Annotated in this window: 20 protein-coding genes; 3 read left to right on the top strand and 17 right to left on the bottom strand. The window is 65.6% G+C overall.

What is annotated here, in order from left to right:
* Positions 1–146 precede the first annotated feature (146 nt).
* Genes ACSQ9I_RS40405 through ACSQ9I_RS40385 form a run of 5 tightly spaced genes read right to left on the bottom strand, consistent with a single transcriptional unit; the run spans position 147 to position 4,834 of the window.
* A complete protein-coding gene (locus ACSQ9I_RS40405; RefSeq protein ID WP_436317457.1) occupies positions 147–806 on the bottom strand; it encodes a hypothetical protein in 660 nt (219 codons plus the stop codon).
* Positions 807–843: 37 nt separating this feature from the next.
* Complete coding sequence (locus tag ACSQ9I_RS40400; RefSeq protein ID WP_436297402.1) at positions 844–1,818, bottom strand: Bug family tripartite tricarboxylate transporter substrate binding protein; 975 nt, start codon at positions 1,816–1,818, stop codon at positions 844–846.
* 19 nt (positions 1,819–1,837) lie between these two features.
* Positions 1,838–2,794, bottom strand: coding sequence for a Bug family tripartite tricarboxylate transporter substrate binding protein (locus ACSQ9I_RS40395; protein ID WP_436297403.1), 957 nt, complete (start codon positions 2,792–2,794; stop codon positions 1,838–1,840).
* A complete protein-coding gene (locus tag ACSQ9I_RS40390) occupies positions 2,787–4,169 on the bottom strand; it encodes an amidase (protein WP_436317456.1) in 1,383 nt (460 codons plus the stop codon). The genes ACSQ9I_RS40395 and ACSQ9I_RS40390 overlap by 8 nt, the downstream gene beginning before the upstream one ends.
* Positions 4,166–4,834 (bottom strand): RraA family protein, encoded by a 669-nt coding sequence (locus tag ACSQ9I_RS40385; protein ID WP_436297405.1) that lies wholly within the window; start codon positions 4,832–4,834, stop codon positions 4,166–4,168. Before ACSQ9I_RS40385 ends, ACSQ9I_RS40390 begins: the two co-directional genes overlap by 4 nt.
* 74 nt (positions 4,835–4,908) lie before the next feature.
* On the opposite strand from ACSQ9I_RS40385, the gene ACSQ9I_RS40380 reads away from it, so the two are divergent.
* Complete coding sequence (locus ACSQ9I_RS40380; RefSeq protein ID WP_436297406.1) at positions 4,909–5,862, top strand: LysR family transcriptional regulator; 954 nt, start codon at positions 4,909–4,911, stop codon at positions 5,860–5,862.
* 62 nt (positions 5,863–5,924) lie between these two features.
* On the opposite strand, the gene ACSQ9I_RS40375 is transcribed toward ACSQ9I_RS40380, so the two are convergent.
* From ACSQ9I_RS40375 to ACSQ9I_RS40320, 12 genes are all read right to left on the bottom strand, one after another.
* A complete protein-coding gene (locus ACSQ9I_RS40375; protein WP_436317455.1) occupies positions 5,925–7,349 on the bottom strand; it encodes an NAD(P)(+) transhydrogenase (Re/Si-specific) subunit beta in 1,425 nt (474 codons plus the stop codon).
* Between the two features lie 2 nt (positions 7,350–7,351).
* A complete protein-coding gene (locus ACSQ9I_RS40370) occupies positions 7,352–7,687 on the bottom strand; it encodes an NAD(P) transhydrogenase subunit alpha (RefSeq protein ID WP_436317454.1) in 336 nt (111 codons plus the stop codon).
* 72 nt (positions 7,688–7,759) lie between these two features.
* On the bottom strand, positions 7,760–8,890 hold the full coding sequence (locus ACSQ9I_RS40365; RefSeq protein WP_436317453.1) for a Re/Si-specific NAD(P)(+) transhydrogenase subunit alpha: 1,131 nt from the start codon (positions 8,888–8,890) through the stop codon (positions 7,760–7,762).
* A 108-nt stretch (positions 8,891–8,998) separates the two neighbouring features.
* Positions 8,999–9,988 (bottom strand): isochorismatase family protein, encoded by a 990-nt coding sequence (locus ACSQ9I_RS40360; protein ID WP_436317452.1) that lies wholly within the window; start codon positions 9,986–9,988, stop codon positions 8,999–9,001.
* Entirely contained in the window at positions 9,988–10,182 is a 195-nt protein-coding gene (locus tag ACSQ9I_RS40355; RefSeq protein ID WP_309974565.1) for a 2-hydroxymuconate tautomerase, read from the bottom strand. Before ACSQ9I_RS40355 ends, ACSQ9I_RS40360 begins: the two co-directional genes overlap by 1 nt.
* A gap of 1 nt (position 10,183) precedes the next feature.
* The gene (locus ACSQ9I_RS40350) at positions 10,184–10,864 is read right to left on the bottom strand and encodes a hypothetical protein (protein ID WP_436317451.1); all 681 of its coding nucleotides are present in this window, start codon (positions 10,862–10,864) and stop codon (positions 10,184–10,186) included.
* Positions 10,865–10,879: 15 nt separating this feature from the next.
* Positions 10,880–12,229 carry a dihydroorotase gene (locus ACSQ9I_RS40345; protein ID WP_436317450.1) on the bottom strand — a complete coding sequence of 450 codons (1,350 nt, stop codon included), beginning with the start codon at positions 12,227–12,229 and terminating at the stop codon, positions 10,880–10,882.
* On the bottom strand, positions 12,226–13,116 hold the full coding sequence (locus tag ACSQ9I_RS40340; protein WP_436297412.1) for a dipicolinate synthase subunit DpsA: 891 nt from the start codon (positions 13,114–13,116) through the stop codon (positions 12,226–12,228). The genes ACSQ9I_RS40345 and ACSQ9I_RS40340 overlap by 4 nt, the downstream gene beginning before the upstream one ends.
* A complete protein-coding gene (locus tag ACSQ9I_RS40335) occupies positions 13,113–14,201 on the bottom strand; it encodes an NAD/NADP octopine/nopaline dehydrogenase family protein (RefSeq protein ID WP_436317449.1) in 1,089 nt (362 codons plus the stop codon). The genes ACSQ9I_RS40340 and ACSQ9I_RS40335 overlap by 4 nt, the downstream gene beginning before the upstream one ends.
* 8 nt (positions 14,202–14,209) lie before the next feature.
* Positions 14,210–14,998 (bottom strand): ABC transporter ATP-binding protein, encoded by a 789-nt coding sequence (locus ACSQ9I_RS40330; RefSeq protein WP_436297414.1) that lies wholly within the window; start codon positions 14,996–14,998, stop codon positions 14,210–14,212.
* Positions 14,999–15,058: 60 nt separating this feature from the next.
* A complete protein-coding gene (locus ACSQ9I_RS40325; protein ID WP_436317448.1) occupies positions 15,059–15,883 on the bottom strand; it encodes an ABC transporter permease in 825 nt (274 codons plus the stop codon).
* A gap of 19 nt (positions 15,884–15,902) precedes the next feature.
* A complete protein-coding gene (locus ACSQ9I_RS40320) occupies positions 15,903–16,850 on the bottom strand; it encodes an ABC transporter substrate-binding protein (RefSeq protein WP_436297416.1) in 948 nt (315 codons plus the stop codon).
* A gap of 229 nt (positions 16,851–17,079) precedes the next feature.
* Between ACSQ9I_RS40320 and ACSQ9I_RS40315 the strand changes: the two genes are divergently transcribed.
* Together ACSQ9I_RS40315 and ACSQ9I_RS40310 are read left to right on the top strand one after the other, a co-directional pair.
* Complete coding sequence (locus ACSQ9I_RS40315) at positions 17,080–17,826, top strand: GntR family transcriptional regulator (RefSeq protein ID WP_436297417.1); 747 nt, start codon at positions 17,080–17,082, stop codon at positions 17,824–17,826.
* A 23-nt stretch (positions 17,827–17,849) separates the two neighbouring features.
* Positions 17,850–18,320 carry a RidA family protein gene (locus ACSQ9I_RS40310; RefSeq protein ID WP_436317447.1) on the top strand — a complete coding sequence of 157 codons (471 nt, stop codon included), beginning with the start codon at positions 17,850–17,852 and terminating at the stop codon, positions 18,318–18,320.
* Positions 18,321–18,339 lie beyond the last annotated feature (19 nt).

The following is an 18,339-nucleotide window of genomic DNA, read 5'->3' as shown; positions in this document are numbered from 1 at the left end:
CTGTGGCTGAAGGCGATTTAGGCAATGCACTTTCGCCGGAGACGTCGACCTGGTCCTCTGCCCAGCGCAGAGGTCGAGCCTTCCGTCCGAGCCGTGACGATAGGCACGAACATGTAGGCAATATAGACGATCATGATGTGCGCGCCCTAACGCACCGCCAGCGCCGATGCCCTGATATCCATGCGGTACCGGAAAATGCGCGCGTCGATCAGTTCTCCGTACTTCTGCACTGGTATTTCCAGTTGGGCCACGATTGGCTCGGCAGCCGCCTCGCTGGTGCATTCCAGGAGCACGTAGGAGTCTTCTCCGCCGATATAGCTCGAATCCGCCGTTACGGGCCTGGAGAGCTCGGCATCGGCTTCGACGAAGTGGATCGAAGCCGTGCCCGGATGATCGAGCACGTCCAGAACGCTCGCAAGCAGCGGCATCATGGCCGGATCGCCCGACGGGCGCAGTCGCATGAGTGCGACTGCGACGCCGCGCGCGACCCCTACGCTGTGTACCAAGCGTCCGACCACGCGCGTCGGCGCGATAAATCGGGAAATATGGTGGTTGGACCAGACGGTCTGATTCGCCAAGGCAACCCGATAAGGCGCGCCGTCCAGCACATCGAAATCGGTGGTGTTGTAGACCTGCAGATACCGGGTAGGGGCGCCAGTAGATACATACCTGCGCGCCTCGAGAAAACCAGGGATCGCCACTCGCTCGGCCAAGTGCTCGCGGTCGAACCATTCGTTGAAGTCGGCTTCCTCGTCCGGAGCCACTTCCATCGACGAGATCAGGATGCCCTTGCCAGAAAAAACCATGTCAGCTCTCTTTCGGTTGATGTCGATCGGCAGCGGATCAGTCGATCCGAATGTTCGATTCGGTGATCACCTTCTCCCACTTGAGCCGGTCCCGCTTGGCCGTCTCGGCCAGTTTCCGGGGCGAGCCGCCTTCGAGCTCCATGCCCATCTCGATCAGACGCTTCTTGACGTCTGCATCCTGCAAGATCTCGTTCACATTTCTGTTCAGCAGTGTGATGACGGGGTCGGGCGTCTTCGCGGGTGCAAGCAGGGCGAACCAGTGCAGCAGTTCGAAGTTGGCGAAGCCCTTGGTTTCGGAGACCGCGGGCAGCCCGGGATAGGCGCTCGAGCGCTTCGCCGTGGTGATGGCGAGTGCCTTCATCTTGCCCGCCTTGGCCATCGGCATCGACTCCGGACCGATGGCCATCATCACCGACACCTGACCTGACATCAGGTCCTGGAGCGCGGGCGCGCCACCCTTGTAGGGCACATGTGTCATGTCGAGAGTCGCCACCCGCTTGTACAGCTCCATGCCCAGGTGGCTGGGGTTGCCAGCGCCGCTGGACGCATAGTTGATCGGTGTCGGAGAAGACCGCGCGAACGCCGTGAGTTCCTCGAACGAATTGACCGGCAGCGAAGGGTGGACCATGACGACGCTGGGCAGGGTCACGACCATCGTGATCGGCGCGAAGTCCTTTTCGGGGTCGTAGGCGAGCCGTCCCTTGTAGAGGGTGGGATTGACCGACAGCCCGGCGGTGGAGGCCAGCAGGATCGTGTAACCGTCCGGGCTTGCCTTGGCAACGAAGCTGGCCGCGATCTGTTCGGTGGCGCCCGGCTTGTTCTCGATGACCACCGGCTGCTTGAGCCGCAGCGAAAGCTGCTGCCCGATAAGCCGCGACACCGTGTCGGATGCGCCGCCGGGCGGGTAGGGAACCACGATGCGGATGGGCTTGTCCGGGTAATCGGCCGCTGAAGCGAAGCCGGTCATCGCGAGCGAGAGGGCACACAGCGCATGTTTCAAGGCAGTCTTCATTTGCATCCAATCAAGTGGGTCACTGGGGCGTGATGTTTGCGGCCTTCACCAGGCGCGCGTAGGTGTCCGCGTCATTTCGGATGAATTCCCGGAAGGCTTCGGGCGAGTCGCCGACCGGAATGAGAGAGGTCTCCTCCAGCTGCCGGCGCAGCTCGCCGCGCAGCGCGACCTTGATCGCTGCGTTGATCGTGTCGATCACGGCACGGGGCGTGCCGGCCGGTGCGGCGATGCCGGTCCAGGTGACGACCTCGAAACCGGGCAAGCCCGCTTCCTTCATCGTGGGGACGTCCGGAAGCAGCGGCGAACGCTGGCCGCTGGTAATGGCCAGCGCACGCAGCTTGCCGCTCCTCGCGTAAGGCAGGGCAGTGGGCGAGGTATCGAACAGCATGTCGATCTGCTCGCCCATGAGATCCACGAGAGCTGGGGCGCCACCCTTGTACGGAACATGCAGGAGCGTGACGCCCGCCTGCTGCATGAAGATCTCCGTGGAGAAATGCTGGGCGGAGCCGATGCTGGCGCTACCGAAGGTCAGCTTCCCCGGACGCGCCTTCGCCATCGCGATCAGTTCCTTGACGCTGCGCGCCGGCGACTGCGTGCCCACGACCAGAATGTTGGGCTGGTCGACAATCCGCATGATGGGCGCGAAGGCCTGCAAGGGATCGAAGGGCGGATTGGCATACAGGAACTGGTTGGTGGCGAAGATGCCGGCGCTGCCGACCAGGAGCGTGTAGCCGTCGGGCGCGGCCTTGGCGACGAAGGCGGCACCGACGTTGCCGGAGGCGCCCGGCTTGTTGTCGACCACGAAGGGCTGCTTCAGGGCGTCCTGCAGGCTTTTGCCAACCAGGCGCGCGACCAGGTCGACGCTGCCGCCCGGTGGGAACGGGACGACCAGGCGCACTGGCTTCCGCGGATAGTCCTGCGCGCCCGCGCACGGCACGACGAACGCCAGCAGGACGGCGAGCAGCCTGCTACGCACGGCAAGGCTCCTGCGACAGAGCGCGATCAGGATCAGGATGTAGAGCGGCGGCAACTTCGGACGCAACGTTCAGTAGCGCGTGATCGTCGCCCGCCCGTGCGACCAGTTGCAGTCCAATGGGTCGTTGATCGCCGTCCTGTCCGGCCGGCAGCGCGATGCCGCACAGCGCTAGCAGGTTGATCGGGCGGGTGAAGTGGACCGGCGCGAGATTGTGATCGACGTCTTCGATGCGTGGCGCGGTCATGGCCGTGACGGGCATGGCGACGGCGGACAGACCCAGTCGGTCCATCTCAGCGGCGAAGGCCCGCTGCCAGCTCGCCGCGGTGGCCCTGGCCTCGAGGTACTGCACGGCCGTGGTCGCCCGGGCGGCGATAAGCCGCGGCCGTACGGACGGATCCATCGGCAAGCCCGGGTCATCCAGGAACCGATGGTTCACCCAGGCGCCCTCGGCGATCATGATGGCGTTGGTGACCTCCTTGAACGCCGCCAGCGGCGCTGGAAAACGCATCGGCACCAGGCTGAAGCCCGCCTGCTCGAGCCTTTTCAGGCTCTGCGCGTGGCAACGCGCGATGGGCGGTGCGAGTGGCGCGAGTTCGTCCGCTTCCAGGACACCGATCCGGCGGCGAGTTTCCGGGGTCGCTATGGGGGCGCCGACGAGCGCCTCGAAGCACAGCCGGGCATCCTGCACCGACGACGCAAGCAGGCCCAGGCTGTCCAGGCTCTCGCTGAGCGGGTAGACGCCCGTGCGCGGCAGCGCATCGATGGTCGGCTTGAAGCCTACGATGCCGCAGAAGGCCGCTGGCACGCGAACCGAACCGCCGGTGTCGGAGCCGATTGCCCACGGTACCAGGTGGGCCGCCACGGCCACCGCCGATCCGCTGCTGGAGCCGCCTGCCACCAGAGTGTCCGTGCCGCGACTGGCTGGGTTGCGTGGCGTGTCCATGTGCGCATTGGTGCCCCAGGCGCCCAGTGCGAACTGCACCAGATGGGTCTTGCCGACGATCACCCCGCCGGCGTCGACGATGCGTTGGACAATGCCTGCATCCTGCTGCGCGATGTTGGTCGACAGCAGCGGGGAGCCTGCAGTGGTCGGCTTGCCTTGCATGTTCACCAGGTCCTTCAGCGCTACCGGGATGCCGTGTAGTGAGCCCCGATCACGGCCGGCGCGAAGCTCCTGGTCGGCCTGTTCCGCGGCCGCCAGGGCCTCTTCCTCGTAAACGGCCAGGAAGCTCCTGAAGTCAACGTCATGCGCTGCAATGCGGCGAAGACACTCCTGCGTGAGGGCCACCGAACTCATCCGCCCTGTTCGCAAGGCACGTGACAGTTTCGCAATCGGCGCGAAGGCGGGCGGCTTATTCTGGTGGGAGCTCGTCACGCCGCCACCTCCTGAAGACCAAGTCGCGTGCCCAGCACTTGAGGATAGGACTCGCCGGCGCGCAGCCGTGCCAACGTTTGTTGCTCGGCCTGTTGAAGGCCAATGGCCTTGTCGGCCAAGACCCACGCCTCGTCGGGCGTCATCACCAGAACGCCGTTCTCGTCAGCCAGCACCGCGTCGCCGGGATGCACGCGCACGCCCCCGCATTCCACCGGGCGGCAGAAGTTGCCCGACTGCCCGACGGCACGCGTGGTGCGGGCGCTCAGGCCGCGGGCCCACACCGGCACGCCGAGCTCGCGCAGCTCTGCGATATCCGTGACGCAGCCATCCACGACCACGCCTGCGACACCGCGAAGACGCGCGGCCAGGACGCTGGCGCCCCCCATGCATGCAATCGTCTCGTCGCCCGCGCGGTCGACGAACAGGAAATCCCCGGGCCGCAGTTGTCCCAGCGCATGATGCAGGATCGATCCATCCGAGCCCTCGCAGCGCACGGTGATGGCGGTTCCGACGCTGCGTCTTACCGCCGTGATAGCTTTGACGCGGCCATGCAGGAAGCCGCGGTCGTGAAAGTGGCCGATGGTGGCCGGTTCGGCCTCCTTCAGAAGGGTCAGCAGCTGCGGCGCGCAAGGCGGCGGCAACTCCCCGAGTTCGATGCCAGTCATTTCGGATATCGTCGTTGTGAATGACGGCCATCGTAGGTAGACACACGCGGCGCAGATACTGATCAATTCTCACGATGGTTAATACAGGTTCTTTATCAACGCGGTTCACGCTGCACCAGCTGGAAGCTTTTGTGTGGACCGCGCGTCTCGGCACGGTGCATGCGGCGGCGCGCCACTTGCATCTCACCCAGCCCGCGATCTCGCACCGCATTCGCGACCTTGAGGAGGAACTGGGTATCCAGCTGTTCGAGCGCCAGAACCAGCGCCTGCTGGTGACGGAGTTGGGTCGCAATGTGCTCGTATATGCGGAGCGCGTGCTGGCGTCGGCGCAGGACATGGCGCGGCTCGATCTGCGGCGCACCATCACAGGCTTGATGCGCATGGGGGTGGATGAGTCCTGCGCAATCGTCGGGATGCCGCAGATCCTCAAGGACATCAAGGACAGCTATCCGGCGCTTCGCGTGGACCTGACAGTGGGCGCAGGCGCCCAACTTCTGCAAAAGATCAACAACCACGAACTGGACATTGCGCTGCACACGGGGCAAAGCAGCCAGCCCGACGTGACAAGCCAGTTCATCGGGCTGACCCAGCACCAGTGGGTGGCGGCCCACGACTTGATGATGTCGGAGGGTGACTTCCTGCCGGTCCACGCCCTGAATCACCGCATCGTCTGCAATGCGCCGCCGTCGACCTTGCATGAATCGGCATCGCGCTGGCTGGCCTCCGACGGCTATCCGTTCGAGGAGTACAGCAGTTGCAACTCGCTCTCGCTGATGGTGGCGCTAGTCGCCTCCGGCCACGCGATTGCCATGCTGCCCGCATCGATCACACGCCGACAGGTCGCCGAAAAATCCTTGCAGGTGTTGCGCGCCAAGCCGGCGGTGCCGAACGTGCCCTATTACTTCTCGTACTTGGCGCATCACCGCAGCGAGACAACGGCGCGTATTCTGGATATTGCTCTGCGCAACCTGCAAGAAGCAGGGTTCTTTCACGCCGACGAGTTGTCCCACGGCGGCGATCGCGCTTGACAGCCCACTGGGCGCTCCGACCAAGGGAAAGCCCAACGCGGGCATTGCGGCAGGACTTGACCCTATTCGATCGCCTTGCCCATGTCCTCGACCACCTTCTTGGCGTCGCCGAAGACCATCATGGTCTTATCCATGTAGAACAGCTCGTTGTCCAGACCGGCATAACCCGCAGCCATCGAACGCTTGTTCACGATCACCGTCTTGGCCTTGTAGGCCTCCAGGATCGGCATGCCGTAGATCGGCGTGCCCTTGGTGAGCGCCGCCGGGTTCACGACGTCGTTGGCGCCCAGGATGATCGCGACGTCGGCCTGCGCAAATTCGCCGTTGATGTCTTCCATCTCGAACACTTGGTCGTAGGGCACCTCGGCCTCGGCCAGGAGCACGTTCATGTGGCCCGGCATGCGTCCGGCCACCGGATGGATCGCGTACTTCACTGTCACGCCCTTGTGGGTGAGCTTCTCGGCCAGCTCGTTGACCGCATGCTGGGCGCGGGCCACCGCCAGGCCGTAGCCCGGCACGATGATCACGGTCTCGGCATTGGACAGCATGTAGGCCGCGTCGTCGGCGCTGCCGCTCTTGACCGGGCGCTGCTCCTTGGCGCCGCCGGAAGCCGCCGCCGCCTCGCCGCCGAAGCCGCCCAGGATCACGTTGAAGAACGAGCGGTTCATCGCCTTGCACATGATGTAGCTCAGGATCGCACCCGAGGAGCCCACCAGCGAGCCGGCGACGATCAGCATCGCGTTGTTCAGGCTGAAGCCGATGCCGGCCGCGGCCCAGCCCGAGTAGCTGTTGAGCATCGAGACCACCACCGGCATGTCGGCGCCGCCGATCGGGATGATGATCAGCACGCCCATCACGAAGGACAGCAGCACCATCAGGAAGAAGGCCGTCCAGCTCTCGGTGAAGACGAACACCAGGCCGAGCGCGATGGTCAGCAAGCCCAGCGCCAGGTTCAGCATGTGCTGGCCCTTGAACTGAACCGGTGCGCCCTGGAACAGGCGGAACTTGTACTTGCCCGAGAGCTTGCCGAAGGCGATGACCGAGCCGCTGAAGGTGATGGCGCCGATGGCCGCGCCCAGGAACAGCTCGAGCCGGTTGCCCGCGGGGATGAGCTCGCCCTTGGGAACGATGCCGAAGGCCCAGGGCTCGACCACCGCCGCCACGGCGATGAAGACCGCGGCCATACCGATCATGCTGTGGAAGAAGGCCACCAGCTCGGGCATCTGCGTCATCTCGACGGTCTTGGCGCGGTAGGCGCCGTAGCCGCCGCCGGCCACCAGGCCCAGCAGCACCCAGGCCATGCCCATGGCCTTGCCGTCTGCGATCTGCACGATCAAGGCCGCGGTGGTCAGGATGGCGATCGCCATGCCGACCATGCCGAAGATGTTGCCTCGGATCGAGGTGGTGGGGTGGCTCAGGCCCTTGAGCGATTGAATGAAGCAGACCGACGCGATCAGGTACAGCAGGGTGACGACGTTCATCGACATGGTCAGTGGCCCTCCGCCTTGGCGGCCGAAACCGACGGATTGGCCTTCTTGTCCTTCTTCTTGAACATCTCCAGCATCCGCCGCGTGACGAGGAAGCCGCCGAAGACGTTGACCGCGGCCAGCGCCACGGCCAGCACGCCCATGGTCTTGCCGAGGCCGGATTCGGTGAGCGCGGCCGCCAGCATGGCGCCGACGATCACGATCGCCGAGATCGCATTGGTCACGGCCATCAGCGGCGTGTGCAGCGCCGGCGTGACGGTCCAGACCACGTGGTAGCCGACATAGATGGCCAGCACGAAGATGATCAGGTTGATGACGGTGTGGGAAACGGGATCCATGGCTTCTCCAGATTGGCCGTTCGCCTTGAGCTTGTCGAAAGGCTTCGACAGGCTCAGCCCGAACGGGGATTGTTATTTCTTCGTGACTTGACCGTCTTTGCTCATCAGGCAGGCGGCCACGATGTCGTCCTCGAGGTCGATGTTGAGCGCGCCTTCCTTGCCGACGATGAGCTTCATGAAGTCGAGCACGTTGCGCGCGTAGAGCGAGGAGGCGTCGGCGGCCACCAGCCCCGCGAGGTTGGTCTCGCCGACGATGGTCACGTTGTGCTTGATCACCGTCCGGTCGGCCTCAGACAGCGGGCAGTTGCCGCCCACGCCGTCGGGGCCCTTGCCGGCAGCGAGGTCGACGATGACCGAGCCCGGCTTCATCGACTTGACCATGTCTTCGGTGATGAGCGTGGGCGCTGCGCGCCCCGGGATCAGCGCGGTGCTGATCACGACATCGGCCGCGGCCACGCGCTTGGCCACCTCGATCTTCTGCCGGTCGAGCCAGCTCTGGGGCATCGGCTTGGCGTAGCCGCCGACGCCCTGCGCCGCTTCCTTCTCTTCCTCGGTGTCGTAGGAAACATCGATGAACTTGGCACCCAGCGACTCGACCTGCTCCTTGACGCTCGGGCGCACGTCGCTCGCTTCGATGACGGCCCCGAGCCGCTTGGCGGTGGCGATGGCCTGCAGGCCGGCGACGCCGACGCCGAGGATCACGATGCGCGCCGCCTTCACGGTGCCGGCGGCCGTCATCAGCATCGGAAAGAAGCGCTGGTACTTGTCGGCCGCGATCATGACGGCCTTGTAGCCGGCGATGTTGGCCTGGCTCGACAGCACGTCCATGCTCTGCGCGCGCGTGGTGCGCGGCGCGGCTTCGAGCGCGAAGCCGGTGAGGCCCGCCGTCGCGAGCCTTTGGAGTACAGCGGCATCGAAGGGGTTGAGCATGCCGATGACGACGGTGCCGGGTTTCATGAGCGCCGCCTCGGCATCGCTCGGCGCGCGCACCTTGAGCACGATGTCGGCGCCGAAGGCGCCGTTGCCGTCGGCGATCTCCGCCCCGGCGGCCTGGTAGGCCGCATCGGTGACGCTGGCCGCCACGCCGGCGCCGGACTGGATGCGCACGGTGTGGCCCTGTGCAACGAGCTTCTTGGCCGTCTCCGCAGTGACGGCCACACGGGTTTCGCCTGGCGCAGTTTCGGCCGGCACGCCTATCAGCATGGATGTCCCCCTCGGATTGTGTTCGGACACGGCGATGCACGGCACTTCACGGCCGTACGTCGCCTATCGAAAAGAGCCCGCGACTGCGGGCGTGCGCGTGGCGACCGCTCAGGCGGTTGCGCCGACCTGGTACAGCTCGACGCGCGTGCCGTCGGGATCGGTCACGTAGATCGTCAGGCCGTAGGGCCCGTCATGCAGGTCCTGCTGGAACTCGACATCGGACTTCTTCAGCTTGTCGCGCAGCGCGCGCACGTCGTTGACCTCGAACGCGATGTGATCGATCTGCCGATGCGAAGGTGCACGCCCTCCGACGATGGCCACTCCTTGATGGAAGGCGGTGAACGGCCTGCCGTCGGCGAGCGGCTTGGCCGGCCGGATCGAAAAGCCGAGCTGGTCGACATAGAAGCCCACCGAGCGCGGCACGTCCTGCACCATCAGCAGCATGTGGCCGAAGCCGAGCGTACGCGGTGCCGACTGCGCATCGATCCACGCGCGCATCTCCTTCGAATCGGAGATCTCGCAGAAGTACTGCTTCCAGACCTTCTTGGCCGTCTCTTCCCATTCGCCATTGACGCCGGAGATGCAATCGTCGAGCGCCACCACGTCGTAGTCGCGCAGGTAGGCCTCGCGGATGCTGGTCTCCACACAGGCATTCGTGGTCGTTCCGGCCACGAACAGGGTCCGGGTGCCCAGCATCTTCAGCATCATCTCCAGGCGCGTCTCGTAGAAGGCGCCGAAGCGGTGCTTGCGGATCACGTAGGCCGGGTTGACCGCGGCGAGCGGCTTGAGCTCCTCGACGATCTCCTCGTCCCAGCTGCCCGCGAGCGCGGAAACCTGTTTGCGCCGAGACGTGTGGCCGGCCAGCTTCTTGCGGGCCCGGCTCGCATCGACCGCGAAGTGTTCCTGCACGGTCCAGATCACCGGGATGCCCGCGGCCTGGCAGCGCGGGATCAGCTCGGCGAGCGTCGGCACGATCGCCGAGAGGCGCTTCGTGTCGACGCCCGAGATGCCGAGGGTGCCCTTGTCATGGATGAATGCGTTCTGCAGGTCGATGACCAACAGGGCCGAGCTGCGCGGATCGAGAGTGTCGAGAGTCATCAGTTTTCCTTCATGTCGATGCCGAGCACGCCGTCGCGTCCCCAGCTGTCCTTGGGCGTGTCGTGGATCACCACGTGCAGGTGGTCGGGCTTGCAGCCCGCATGGTCGACCATGGCCTGCGTGATGGCCTTGACCAGGTTGCGCTTCTGCTCGACGGTGCGGCCCTGCCACATTTCGACGATCACGAATGGCATGTCATTTCTCCTTAGGTTGGTTGCCGGCCCAGCGAGGCACCGGCGGCGAAAAGCCCGTGACGAAATCACTGCCGGCCCGATCCTCGCCACGCATGAGCCAGAGCGGACGGGTTGTGTAGTTGATGAGCGGCTGCTCCTCCATCGCCGCCCAGTTGGCGAGCGCGCGGCCGTCGCGCACGAAGTGGCTCGTCGCCGGCATGTAGCGCAGCACATAGAGCGGCGACAGCGGATCCAGCGCCGGCAAGCCCTCGCGTGCCATCTGTGCAAGGTCCATGCAGGTCGGGTGCTGCGCGGCATTGGCCGCCGGCACCAGCACCACCGCGCCCTGCAGCGGCATCGCCGGCCAGTAGCGGCCCTCCCGCCCTTCCCTGACGAAGCGCTGGTAGGCCGCGGCCTCCAGGTACAGCTCCGTGTCCCACAGGACGATGTCGGGGCCGATGAGGGCTTCCACGCAGTCCAGGATTTCCGGGTCTTCGCAGAGGTCCAGCAGCAGCCAGGGATCGATCAGCGCGGACCCGTGGCCCCAGGGGTTGTGGATGCCGGACAGGCGCTCCCGTCGCGGGCGCTGCGGGCGCTGCGCGAGCTCGCGCGCCGCGACGTGCAGCGCGTCGATGCGCTCGCCCAGGCTGCGCGCGGCCGGCGCCGCGCTGCCCCTCATCGGCGTGTCAAGTCCGGTTTCCATGTCGTGCCCGCGCGATCAGGCGGGAACCGAGAGACAGCGTCCTCGCCCGAAGTGGCTCTCGTCGATCGCGCCGTTCTCGTAGAGGACTGCGCCTCGGGCCACGGTGAGCACGGGCCAGCCCTTGAGCTTCCAGCCTTCGTAGATGCAGGTGCCCTTTCCGGTGTGCTTGACCGTGCGCTCCTCGTCGAGGTCGACCAGCACCATGTCGGCATCGAAGCCGACCTCGATGTTGCCCTTGCGCGGCCAGAGGCCGAAGCGGCGCGCGGGATTGGCGGAATTGAGCTGCACCAGCCGCGACAGCGGCAGGCCGCGCTGGTGAACGCCGAAGTGCAGCATCAGCGAAAGCTCCCAGGGGAAGGACACCACGCCCGGCAGTTCGCTCCAGAGGTCTTCCAGCTTCTTCGGCAGGAAGGGGACGTGGTCCGTGCCCAGGCTGTAGACGGAGCCGTTCAGGACGCCACGCCAGAGGCCTTCCTGTTCCTCCTTGTCGCGCAGCGGTGGTGAGATCTTCGCGCGCATGTCGAGGTCGCTGTCGTAGGCCGTGCGCGTGAGGTAGTGCTGGCAGGTCTCGACGGTGACGTGCACGCCACGGGCCTGCGCCTCGGCGGCGAGCACCGGCCCCATGCCGACGGATGTGTGCACCAGGTGCAGCGAGCAACCCGTGCGCTCGGCCAGGAAGATCATGCGGCGGATCGTCTCGACCTCGCAGAAGGCGGGGCGTGATTCGGTGTAGGCGCCCAGGTCCTGCCGACCCGTCGCCTTGATCTCGTTCTTGAGCCACGAAGCAATCTGCGTGTTCTCGCAGTGGACGTTGATCACGCCGCCGGGAATCTTCGCCAGGATGCGCATCGCTGCGTACACCCAACCGTCGGTCGCCGGAACGATGCCGATCGGGTTGTCGGGCTCGTAGCCGAAGTAGCACTTGAACGAGCGCACCCCGGTCTTGGCGACGATTTCGGGGATCTCCGCGATGTGCTCCTCGCGCTGAATGCCGAAGTGGAACCCGAAGTCGATGATCGAGTTCTCTTCGCCGACCGCCTTGCGCTCCTCGTAGAACGGCAGATAGGAAGGCTTCAGGTTGCGGATATACAGCAGCGCCGTGGTCACGCCGCCCGAAGCCGCGGCGGCCATCTCCGTGCGCATGTCTTCGGCATAGGGGTACTTGACTCCGAGATGGCAGTGCGGGTCGATGAGGCCTGGCATCAGCACGCGACCACCGGCGTCGATCTCGCGATGGCCCCTGGGCAGGGCGCTGTCGGCGCCCGTCAGGATGATCTTTCCGTCCTTCACGGCCACACCGCCGTGAAACTCTCCGTCGTGCCGCACCACGCGTGCGTTGCGAATCACCAGGTCGGCTTGGCTCATTGGATTCCCTTCAGAATGTCGTCGATGCGGCGTCGCACGCCACTCCATTGGCTGCGGCCCACGGTGATGGGCGCTCGCGCGCCGAGACCGCGCGCCCAGACGAACTTGAGGCCCAGTTCCTGCGCTGCATCGCGGTCGATGCCCCCTGGAGGCGCGGCCAGATCGACCAGCAGGGCGTGCGGGGGCAGCTTCTCGAGCAGCTCGCGCCCGAGCACGCGCGCCGGCACGCTCGCAATCACGATGTCCGTGTCTGGCAGCACGTCCGCCAGCGCGGGCAGCTCGTGCGACTCGGCGCCGGCGGCATGCGCCGCGGCGCGCTGCACAGCATTGCGCGCCGCGACGTGGACGCGCGCGCCGAGCGCCAGCAAGGTGTGCGTGACAAGGGAGCCGATGGTGCCCTGCCCCACCAGACACACCTTGGCCTTGTGGATCGTGATGTCGGTGTTCTCGATCAGCACCTTGAGCATCCCTTCGACGATCGCCGGCCCGCGCAGCAGCATCAGATCCTCGTCCCACTCGTACTCATGCAGCGTGATGCCGATGGCCTCGCAGTGCGCCTTGAGCTTGGCGTCGGCCCAGCCCAGGACGATGTGGCCCGGGCGGCGCATGCCGCCGAGCGTCGCGCTGTCGGGAATGATGCGTTCCGCGCACTGGGGCGCGAACAGCGCGCCGTCGGGCGCGATGCCGGGAATCGGGAAGAGCGCGATATCGGCACCTTCCAGCGCTTCGCGCGCATTGGCCGTATGCCGAACCCCTGCGATGCCCTGTTCGGGCCACGGGAAGCCGTAGGCACGCACCTGCGCCCCCGCGGCCACTGCGCAGCGCGCGATCTCCTGTTCTCGGCGATCGCCGCCGACGATCGCGATGACGACTTGATCCCAGTTCATGGCTGCCTCACATGTTGTAGAAGTTCGTTTCTGGACATTCCTTCGATCCCCATCGCCTCAGCGGTGCGCCCGCCCTTGGCGTAGTCGATGCCGACCAGCGCTTGCGCCAGCGTGAAGAGCGATCGCGCCACCGGCGTGGCGACGCCGGCGATGGCCGCGAGTTCCAGGAACGGCAGCAGGCCATGCCCGAAGTCCTCGCGGTAATACCGGTGCTGGAGCGAGTCGGGGCCCTTGATGCGCTTGTTCGCTTCGCCGCCCGCGATCGCGGCCATGAAGTCTTGCGTATCGCCGACCGAGGATTCGACCGTTCCGATCAGCTTCATTTCCTCGATCAGGTTGGGCAGCCGATGGCCAAAGGCGCCGGCGACCGCGAGCCGTTCGTCGTCGAGAGCGCGCATCGTGCGCGACACGCCGGGCGTCATGGCCTGGACGTAGAAGGTGAAATCGCCTTGCGTCGCCTCGACCCACGCGGCCGCGAGCACCGCGCCCGGCGGATGTAGAACGAGATTGGCGTTGGCGAGCGCGGAGGCGAGCACGTCACCGACGGGCGAGGCTCCCGGGAACAGCGCGCAGGCGGCGGCCAATGCCGCATCCCCGCCCGGCAATGCGGCCGCACGCACTTGGCGTGCACGTCCGGTGACGGTCACGCTGTCCGCCTGGTACTTGCGCGCCACGTAGGTCAGGGTGGAGAACTCGGCGATCGGCGGCAGGTCGGCCCGCACTTCGCGCCAGGCATGGGCGAACTCCAGCGCACCGCCGGTGTGGCCCGGGTTGAGCACGACCGGCCGGTTCGCCGGCCAGCCCGCGGCGGCCAAAGCGCGCGCGACCGGCGCGTGAGAAAAGGTCGGCAGCGTCACGACCGCAACATCGGCGCCTTGGATCGCGGCCTTCAGGTCGGCGGTGATCAGGCGCGGGCGTGCGATTCCCGAGCCGAGCACGCCGTCGTGGCGAACGCCCTGCAGCGCCTGAAAGGGCGCGAGCGTTTCGGAAGATCGGTTCCACAGAACCACGTCATGGCCGGCCTGCGTGAGCTCGGCCACGGCCGCGGCGCCGCCGGCGCCGGCGCCCAGAATCGAAACTTTCATGCTGTACCTCAGTGAGCGACCAGAACGCCCTTGGATTCGAACATCTCCCGCACCTGGCGCACGTGGTGCTGGAAGGCGGGGTTCTCGTGGATGCCGCTCCAGCGGCGCGGGCGCGGGATATCGATGGCCAGGTCGAGATCCACGCGACCGGGCCGCGGGGACATGACGATGACGCGGTCCGCGAGGAACACCGCCTCGTCGATGCCGTGCGTGATGAACAGCACGGTGTTGCGCAGCCGCAGCCACATGGTCTGCAGATCCATGATCATCTGCTCGCGCGTCAGTGCGTCGAGCGCGCCGAAGGGCTCGTCCATCAGCAGCAGCCCCGGCTCCTGGATCAGAGCGCGGCAGATGGCCACCCGTTGGCGCATGCCGCCAGAGAGTTCGAATGGGAACTTGTTGTCGAAGCCCTGCAGGCCCACCTGGGCAAGCAGCTCGCGGGCGCGGCTGGCGCTGGCCGCGCGATCCAGCCCCTTGATCTCAACGGGCAGGAGCACGTTGTCGATGATGCTTCGCCACGGCAGCAGCAGGTCCGACTGAAAAACCACGCCCGCCTTCGGATGCGGCTTGACGACCTCGTCGCCGTCGATGCGCAGGCGACCCGAGGACACGGGGGTCAAGCCGGCCAGCAGCGACAGCAGCGTGCTCTTGCCGCAACCGCTGGGCCCGACGATGGCCACGAAGCTGCCCGGGGCGATGTCGAGGTCGACCCTGTCAAGCGCCTTCACGTCTTCGCCGGCGCGCACTTCATAGGTCTTGGACACGCCCTCGATCCGCACGTTGGCTGCATTACTCATGGCGTCCCTCCGATTGCGCGAGGCGCACGGCCCGCGTGGATGTCACGGCGTCGCGTTTCGTCATTTGGCACTTTCGCGTTGATAGGAAACCTTGGACTCGATCAGCGCCAGAACGAAATAGAGCAGCACACCGAGCAGGGAGATGGTGACGACAGTGGCGAAGTTCAGCGTCGTGTCGAACTGTGAGTTGGCTTGCAGCTGCAGATAGCCCAGCCCGCGTTCCGCGGCGATGTACTCGCCGATGATGGCGCCGATCACGGCCAGGGAGATGGCCACCTTCAGGCCCCCGAAGATGCTCGGCAAGGCCGCGGGCAACCTGACCTTGAAGAAGGTCTGCCATTCGCTGGATCCCATCGAGCGCACCATGTTGACCAAGCCCTTGTCGAGGGACTGGAGGCCGACCACGGTCGAGATCACGATGGGAAAGAATGAGATCAGGAACGCCAGGCTGATCTTGGGCCACCAGCCATAGCCGAGGTACAGCACCAGGAGAGGTGCCAGCGCGATTTTCGGCACCGTCTGTAGCGCCACGAGCAGCGGATAGACTGCGCGTTCGAAGGCCTTCGAATAGAAGATTGCCAGCGCCAGGGGTATGCCGATGAGCACGCCGGCCAGGAAGCCCGCGAGCACTTCGAGCAGCGTGATGTACGAATGGGCGGCCAGGAGATCGAAATCCGTCACCATCCGCTTGCCGATCGCCAGCGGCGTCGGAAGCACGAATTCCGACAGGCCCATCAAGGGGACCGCGAACTGCCAGGCGAGCAGGATGGCCGCGGCGAGCAGCACGGACGCGTAGCGCTCTGTGAAGCTGCCGCTGGCGGCTTTCTTCTTGGGCTCGCGCGCAGTGGGCGTCGGAACGGCTTGGGAGTGTTTGAGTTGAGTCATGCATTGACCTTCGCTTGGTTCACTGGGCAGGCAGCAGGTCGTTGGTGAAGAAGGTCTCGACGGGCTTGGGTGTCCCGATCGCTTCGTCCGTCTTGAGAAGATCCAGCGCCTGCGAGATGGCCTTGGCATCGATCCATCCGACCGGCTTTCCGGGCACGGACGGGATCGCGTCCATCGTCGCGCGCACCTGCGCTTCCACGACCTCCTGCGGCGGGCTGCCCTGCCAGGCCTTCATCAATGCTGCCGCGGCGGCCTTAGGGTCCTTGCGCGTCACGGCGATGCCTTCGTTGACCGCTGCCAGGTAGCGCCGCAGAACGTCGGGCCGCTTGGCGATCGCCGCATTACTCGAGACCGCAGCGAGACCAGGGATTGCAAGGCCGTTCTGCGCCAGGTCCAGGATCGTGAACTTGGTGCCGACCTTGGCTTCGAGCACCGGCAAATCGCTGGTGCGATAGAGGCTCACCGCGTCGACCTGCTTCTGCAGGAACTGCGGCACACGCGACTGCGCATCCATCTGCACCTTCTTGACCTTCGTGCAATCGATGCCGTTGACCGAGCAGAAGACCGCCAAGTAGGAGGTTCCCGTTTCGCCCACTGAGTGTGCGACCGTCTTGCCTTCCAAATCCTTCGGTTGCGCGACCGGCTTGTCGGGCTGCGAGACCAGCACGACCGGCGTGCGGGGATGGTAGAGCGCGACGATCTTGACAGGCATGCCCTTCTGGATGGCAGAGACCGCGAAGATCGCGGGCATCACCACCACGTCTTCCTGTCCTTGCAGCAAGGCCCCCAGCGCCGCTGGCGCCCCCGCTCCCTCGCCCATGCGAACAGCCAGGTTCTTCGACGCGTAAACGCCTTGCTCCTGCGCCAGATAGAGGTGAGCGTACTCACCCTTGAGCTTCCAGCTGAAGCGAACGTTGACCGGGTCCGTTGCCCACGCGGTGGGAGCCGAGACCAGGAGGGCTGCCAAGGCAGCCGTTCTGAGGTGGGAGCTCAAGGAAATGCCGGATCGCAGGAGTCGCATGGAATACCGCCCGTGACGTTGAGGTTTGAAGAATCAGCCCTTGCCCTCGCAGCCCGGGGGGCTTAGGGTTCGACTGGCGTAGATGTAAACTCGTATTGATCACAGAGTGTGATCACACCTATAATCACACACAATCGGGTTAACCCGCATCACGGCAAGCAAGAGAGAGAGTCACATGGAACAGATCGCCGAACGCCTTGAACAGCGCGCCTTGGAGGCCCCAAGCAAACGCGCGCGCGGCAGCGTCCCCGAGGAGGTCTTCCAGCGCATTCGCCGCGGCCTCATGGTCGGTGCTTTCGTTCCCGGCCAGGTGATGAGCCTGCGCAAGCTCGCGAGCAGCTTCGGCACCAGTCCGATGCCGGTCCGAGACGCGTTGGCACGGCTGGTCGTGATCAATGCGCTGGAGGCTACCGCCAGCGGATCCGTTCGCGTACCGAGATTGACGCCCAAGAAACTGAAGGAGCTTTTCGCGGTGCGGGAGCTGATCGAAGGCATGGCAGCGGAGATGGCGTGCCGCAATTGCCCTCCGGCGTTGCTGAGCACACTCAGCGCCATCAACGACGAGTTGCTCGAGGCGATCGCAAAGCGCAATCTGCTCGGCTGCCTGTCCTCGAACCAGCGCTTCCATTTCACGCTGTATGAGGCGTCAGGCACCGAAGTGGTTATGCCGCTGATCGAATCGTTGTGGCTCCAGTTCGGCCCGACCATGTACTTGTCGCTGTTGTCCCCGAGCACGCCCTGGGACGCTTCCGCGCACGTCGAGATCCTCGACGGCCTGCGCACCAAGAAGCCCGCCATGGTCAGGCAAGGCGTGCTGCGCGACATTCGCACCACGGGGAGCACGCTCGCGCCTGCCCTCAGCGAGCCGAACGCCGACGACCTGCTCTCCGCCCCGCTCGACGACCTCTATTTCGGCAGTTGAACCTTCACTCCCAAGGACACCAGATGACAACGCACGGACACGAAGCACGCTTGGCCAAGCTCGGCATCCAATTGCCGAAGGCAGTCGCCCCCGCCGCCAACTATGTGCCGGCCCGCAAGAGCGGCTCGCTGGTATACATCGCAGGCCAGGTCCCGACTGCCGGTGGCAAGGACCAGTACGTGGGCAAGGTCGGCCAGGACGTCTCGATCGAGGATGCACAGAAGGCCGCGCGCCTGTGCGGAATCAACATCCTGGCCCAGCTGCGCACCGCCCTGGGCGGCAGTCTCGATGGCGTCGCAGGCTGCGTGCGCCTCGGCGGTTTCGTCAACGCCACGCCCGAGTTCGGCGACCATCCCAAGGTGATCAACGGCGCCTCCGACCTGATGGTCGAGGTGTTCGGCGATGCAGGCCGGCATGCGCGCGCCGCGGTCGGCTGCAATTCGCTGCCGCGCAATGTCGCGGTTGAGGTCGATGCCATCTTTGAACTGGCCTGACGATGGATCACGCCGCGAC

Source organism: Variovorax sp. LjRoot84, assembly GCF_964254305.1.
Classification (GTDB): domain Bacteria; phylum Pseudomonadota; class Gammaproteobacteria; order Burkholderiales; family Burkholderiaceae_C; genus Variovorax.
This window is presented reverse-complemented; position numbering and strand designations above follow the sequence as displayed.

Coding starts and splice junctions, on each gene's coding strand:
- ACSQ9I_RS40400 (WP_436297402.1), bottom strand. CDS start 1,818: ATGAAGACTGCCTTGAAACATGCGCTGTGTGCCCTCTCGCTCGCGATG.
- ACSQ9I_RS40310 (WP_436317447.1), top strand. CDS start 17,850: ATGACAACGCACGGACACGAAGCACGCTTGGCCAAGCTCGGCATCCAA.
- ACSQ9I_RS40340 (WP_436297412.1), bottom strand. CDS start 13,116: ATGAACTGGGATCAAGTCGTCATCGCGATCGTCGGCGGCGATCGCCGA.
- ACSQ9I_RS40315 (WP_436297417.1), top strand. CDS start 17,080: ATGGAACAGATCGCCGAACGCCTTGAACAGCGCGCCTTGGAGGCCCCA.
- ACSQ9I_RS40355 (WP_309974565.1), bottom strand. CDS start 10,182: ATGCCATTCGTGATCGTCGAAATGTGGCAGGGCCGCACCGTCGAGCAG.
- ACSQ9I_RS40325 (WP_436317448.1), bottom strand. CDS start 15,883: ATGACTCAACTCAAACACTCCCAAGCCGTTCCGACGCCCACTGCGCGC.
- ACSQ9I_RS40385 (WP_436297405.1), bottom strand. CDS start 4,834: ATGACTGGCATCGAACTCGGGGAGTTGCCGCCGCCTTGCGCGCCGCAG.
- ACSQ9I_RS40345 (WP_436317450.1), bottom strand. CDS start 12,229: ATGAGCCAAGCCGACCTGGTGATTCGCAACGCACGCGTGGTGCGGCAC.
- ACSQ9I_RS40375 (WP_436317455.1), bottom strand. CDS start 7,349: ATGTCGATGAACGTCGTCACCCTGCTGTACCTGATCGCGTCGGTCTGC.
- ACSQ9I_RS40405 (WP_436317457.1), bottom strand. CDS start 806: ATGGTTTTTTCTGGCAAGGGCATCCTGATCTCGTCGATGGAAGTGGCT.
- ACSQ9I_RS40330 (WP_436297414.1), bottom strand. CDS start 14,998: ATGAGTAATGCAGCCAACGTGCGGATCGAGGGCGTGTCCAAGACCTAT.
- ACSQ9I_RS40360 (WP_436317452.1), bottom strand. CDS start 9,988: ATGACTCTCGACACTCTCGATCCGCGCAGCTCGGCCCTGTTGGTCATC.
- ACSQ9I_RS40380 (WP_436297406.1), top strand. CDS start 4,909: ATGGTTAATACAGGTTCTTTATCAACGCGGTTCACGCTGCACCAGCTG.
- ACSQ9I_RS40370 (WP_436317454.1), bottom strand. CDS start 7,687: ATGGATCCCGTTTCCCACACCGTCATCAACCTGATCATCTTCGTGCTG.
- ACSQ9I_RS40335 (WP_436317449.1), bottom strand. CDS start 14,201: ATGAAAGTTTCGATTCTGGGCGCCGGCGCCGGCGGCGCCGCGGCCGTG.
- ACSQ9I_RS40350 (WP_436317451.1), bottom strand. CDS start 10,864: ATGGAAACCGGACTTGACACGCCGATGAGGGGCAGCGCGGCGCCGGCC.
- ACSQ9I_RS40365 (WP_436317453.1), bottom strand. CDS start 8,890: ATGCTGATAGGCGTGCCGGCCGAAACTGCGCCAGGCGAAACCCGTGTG.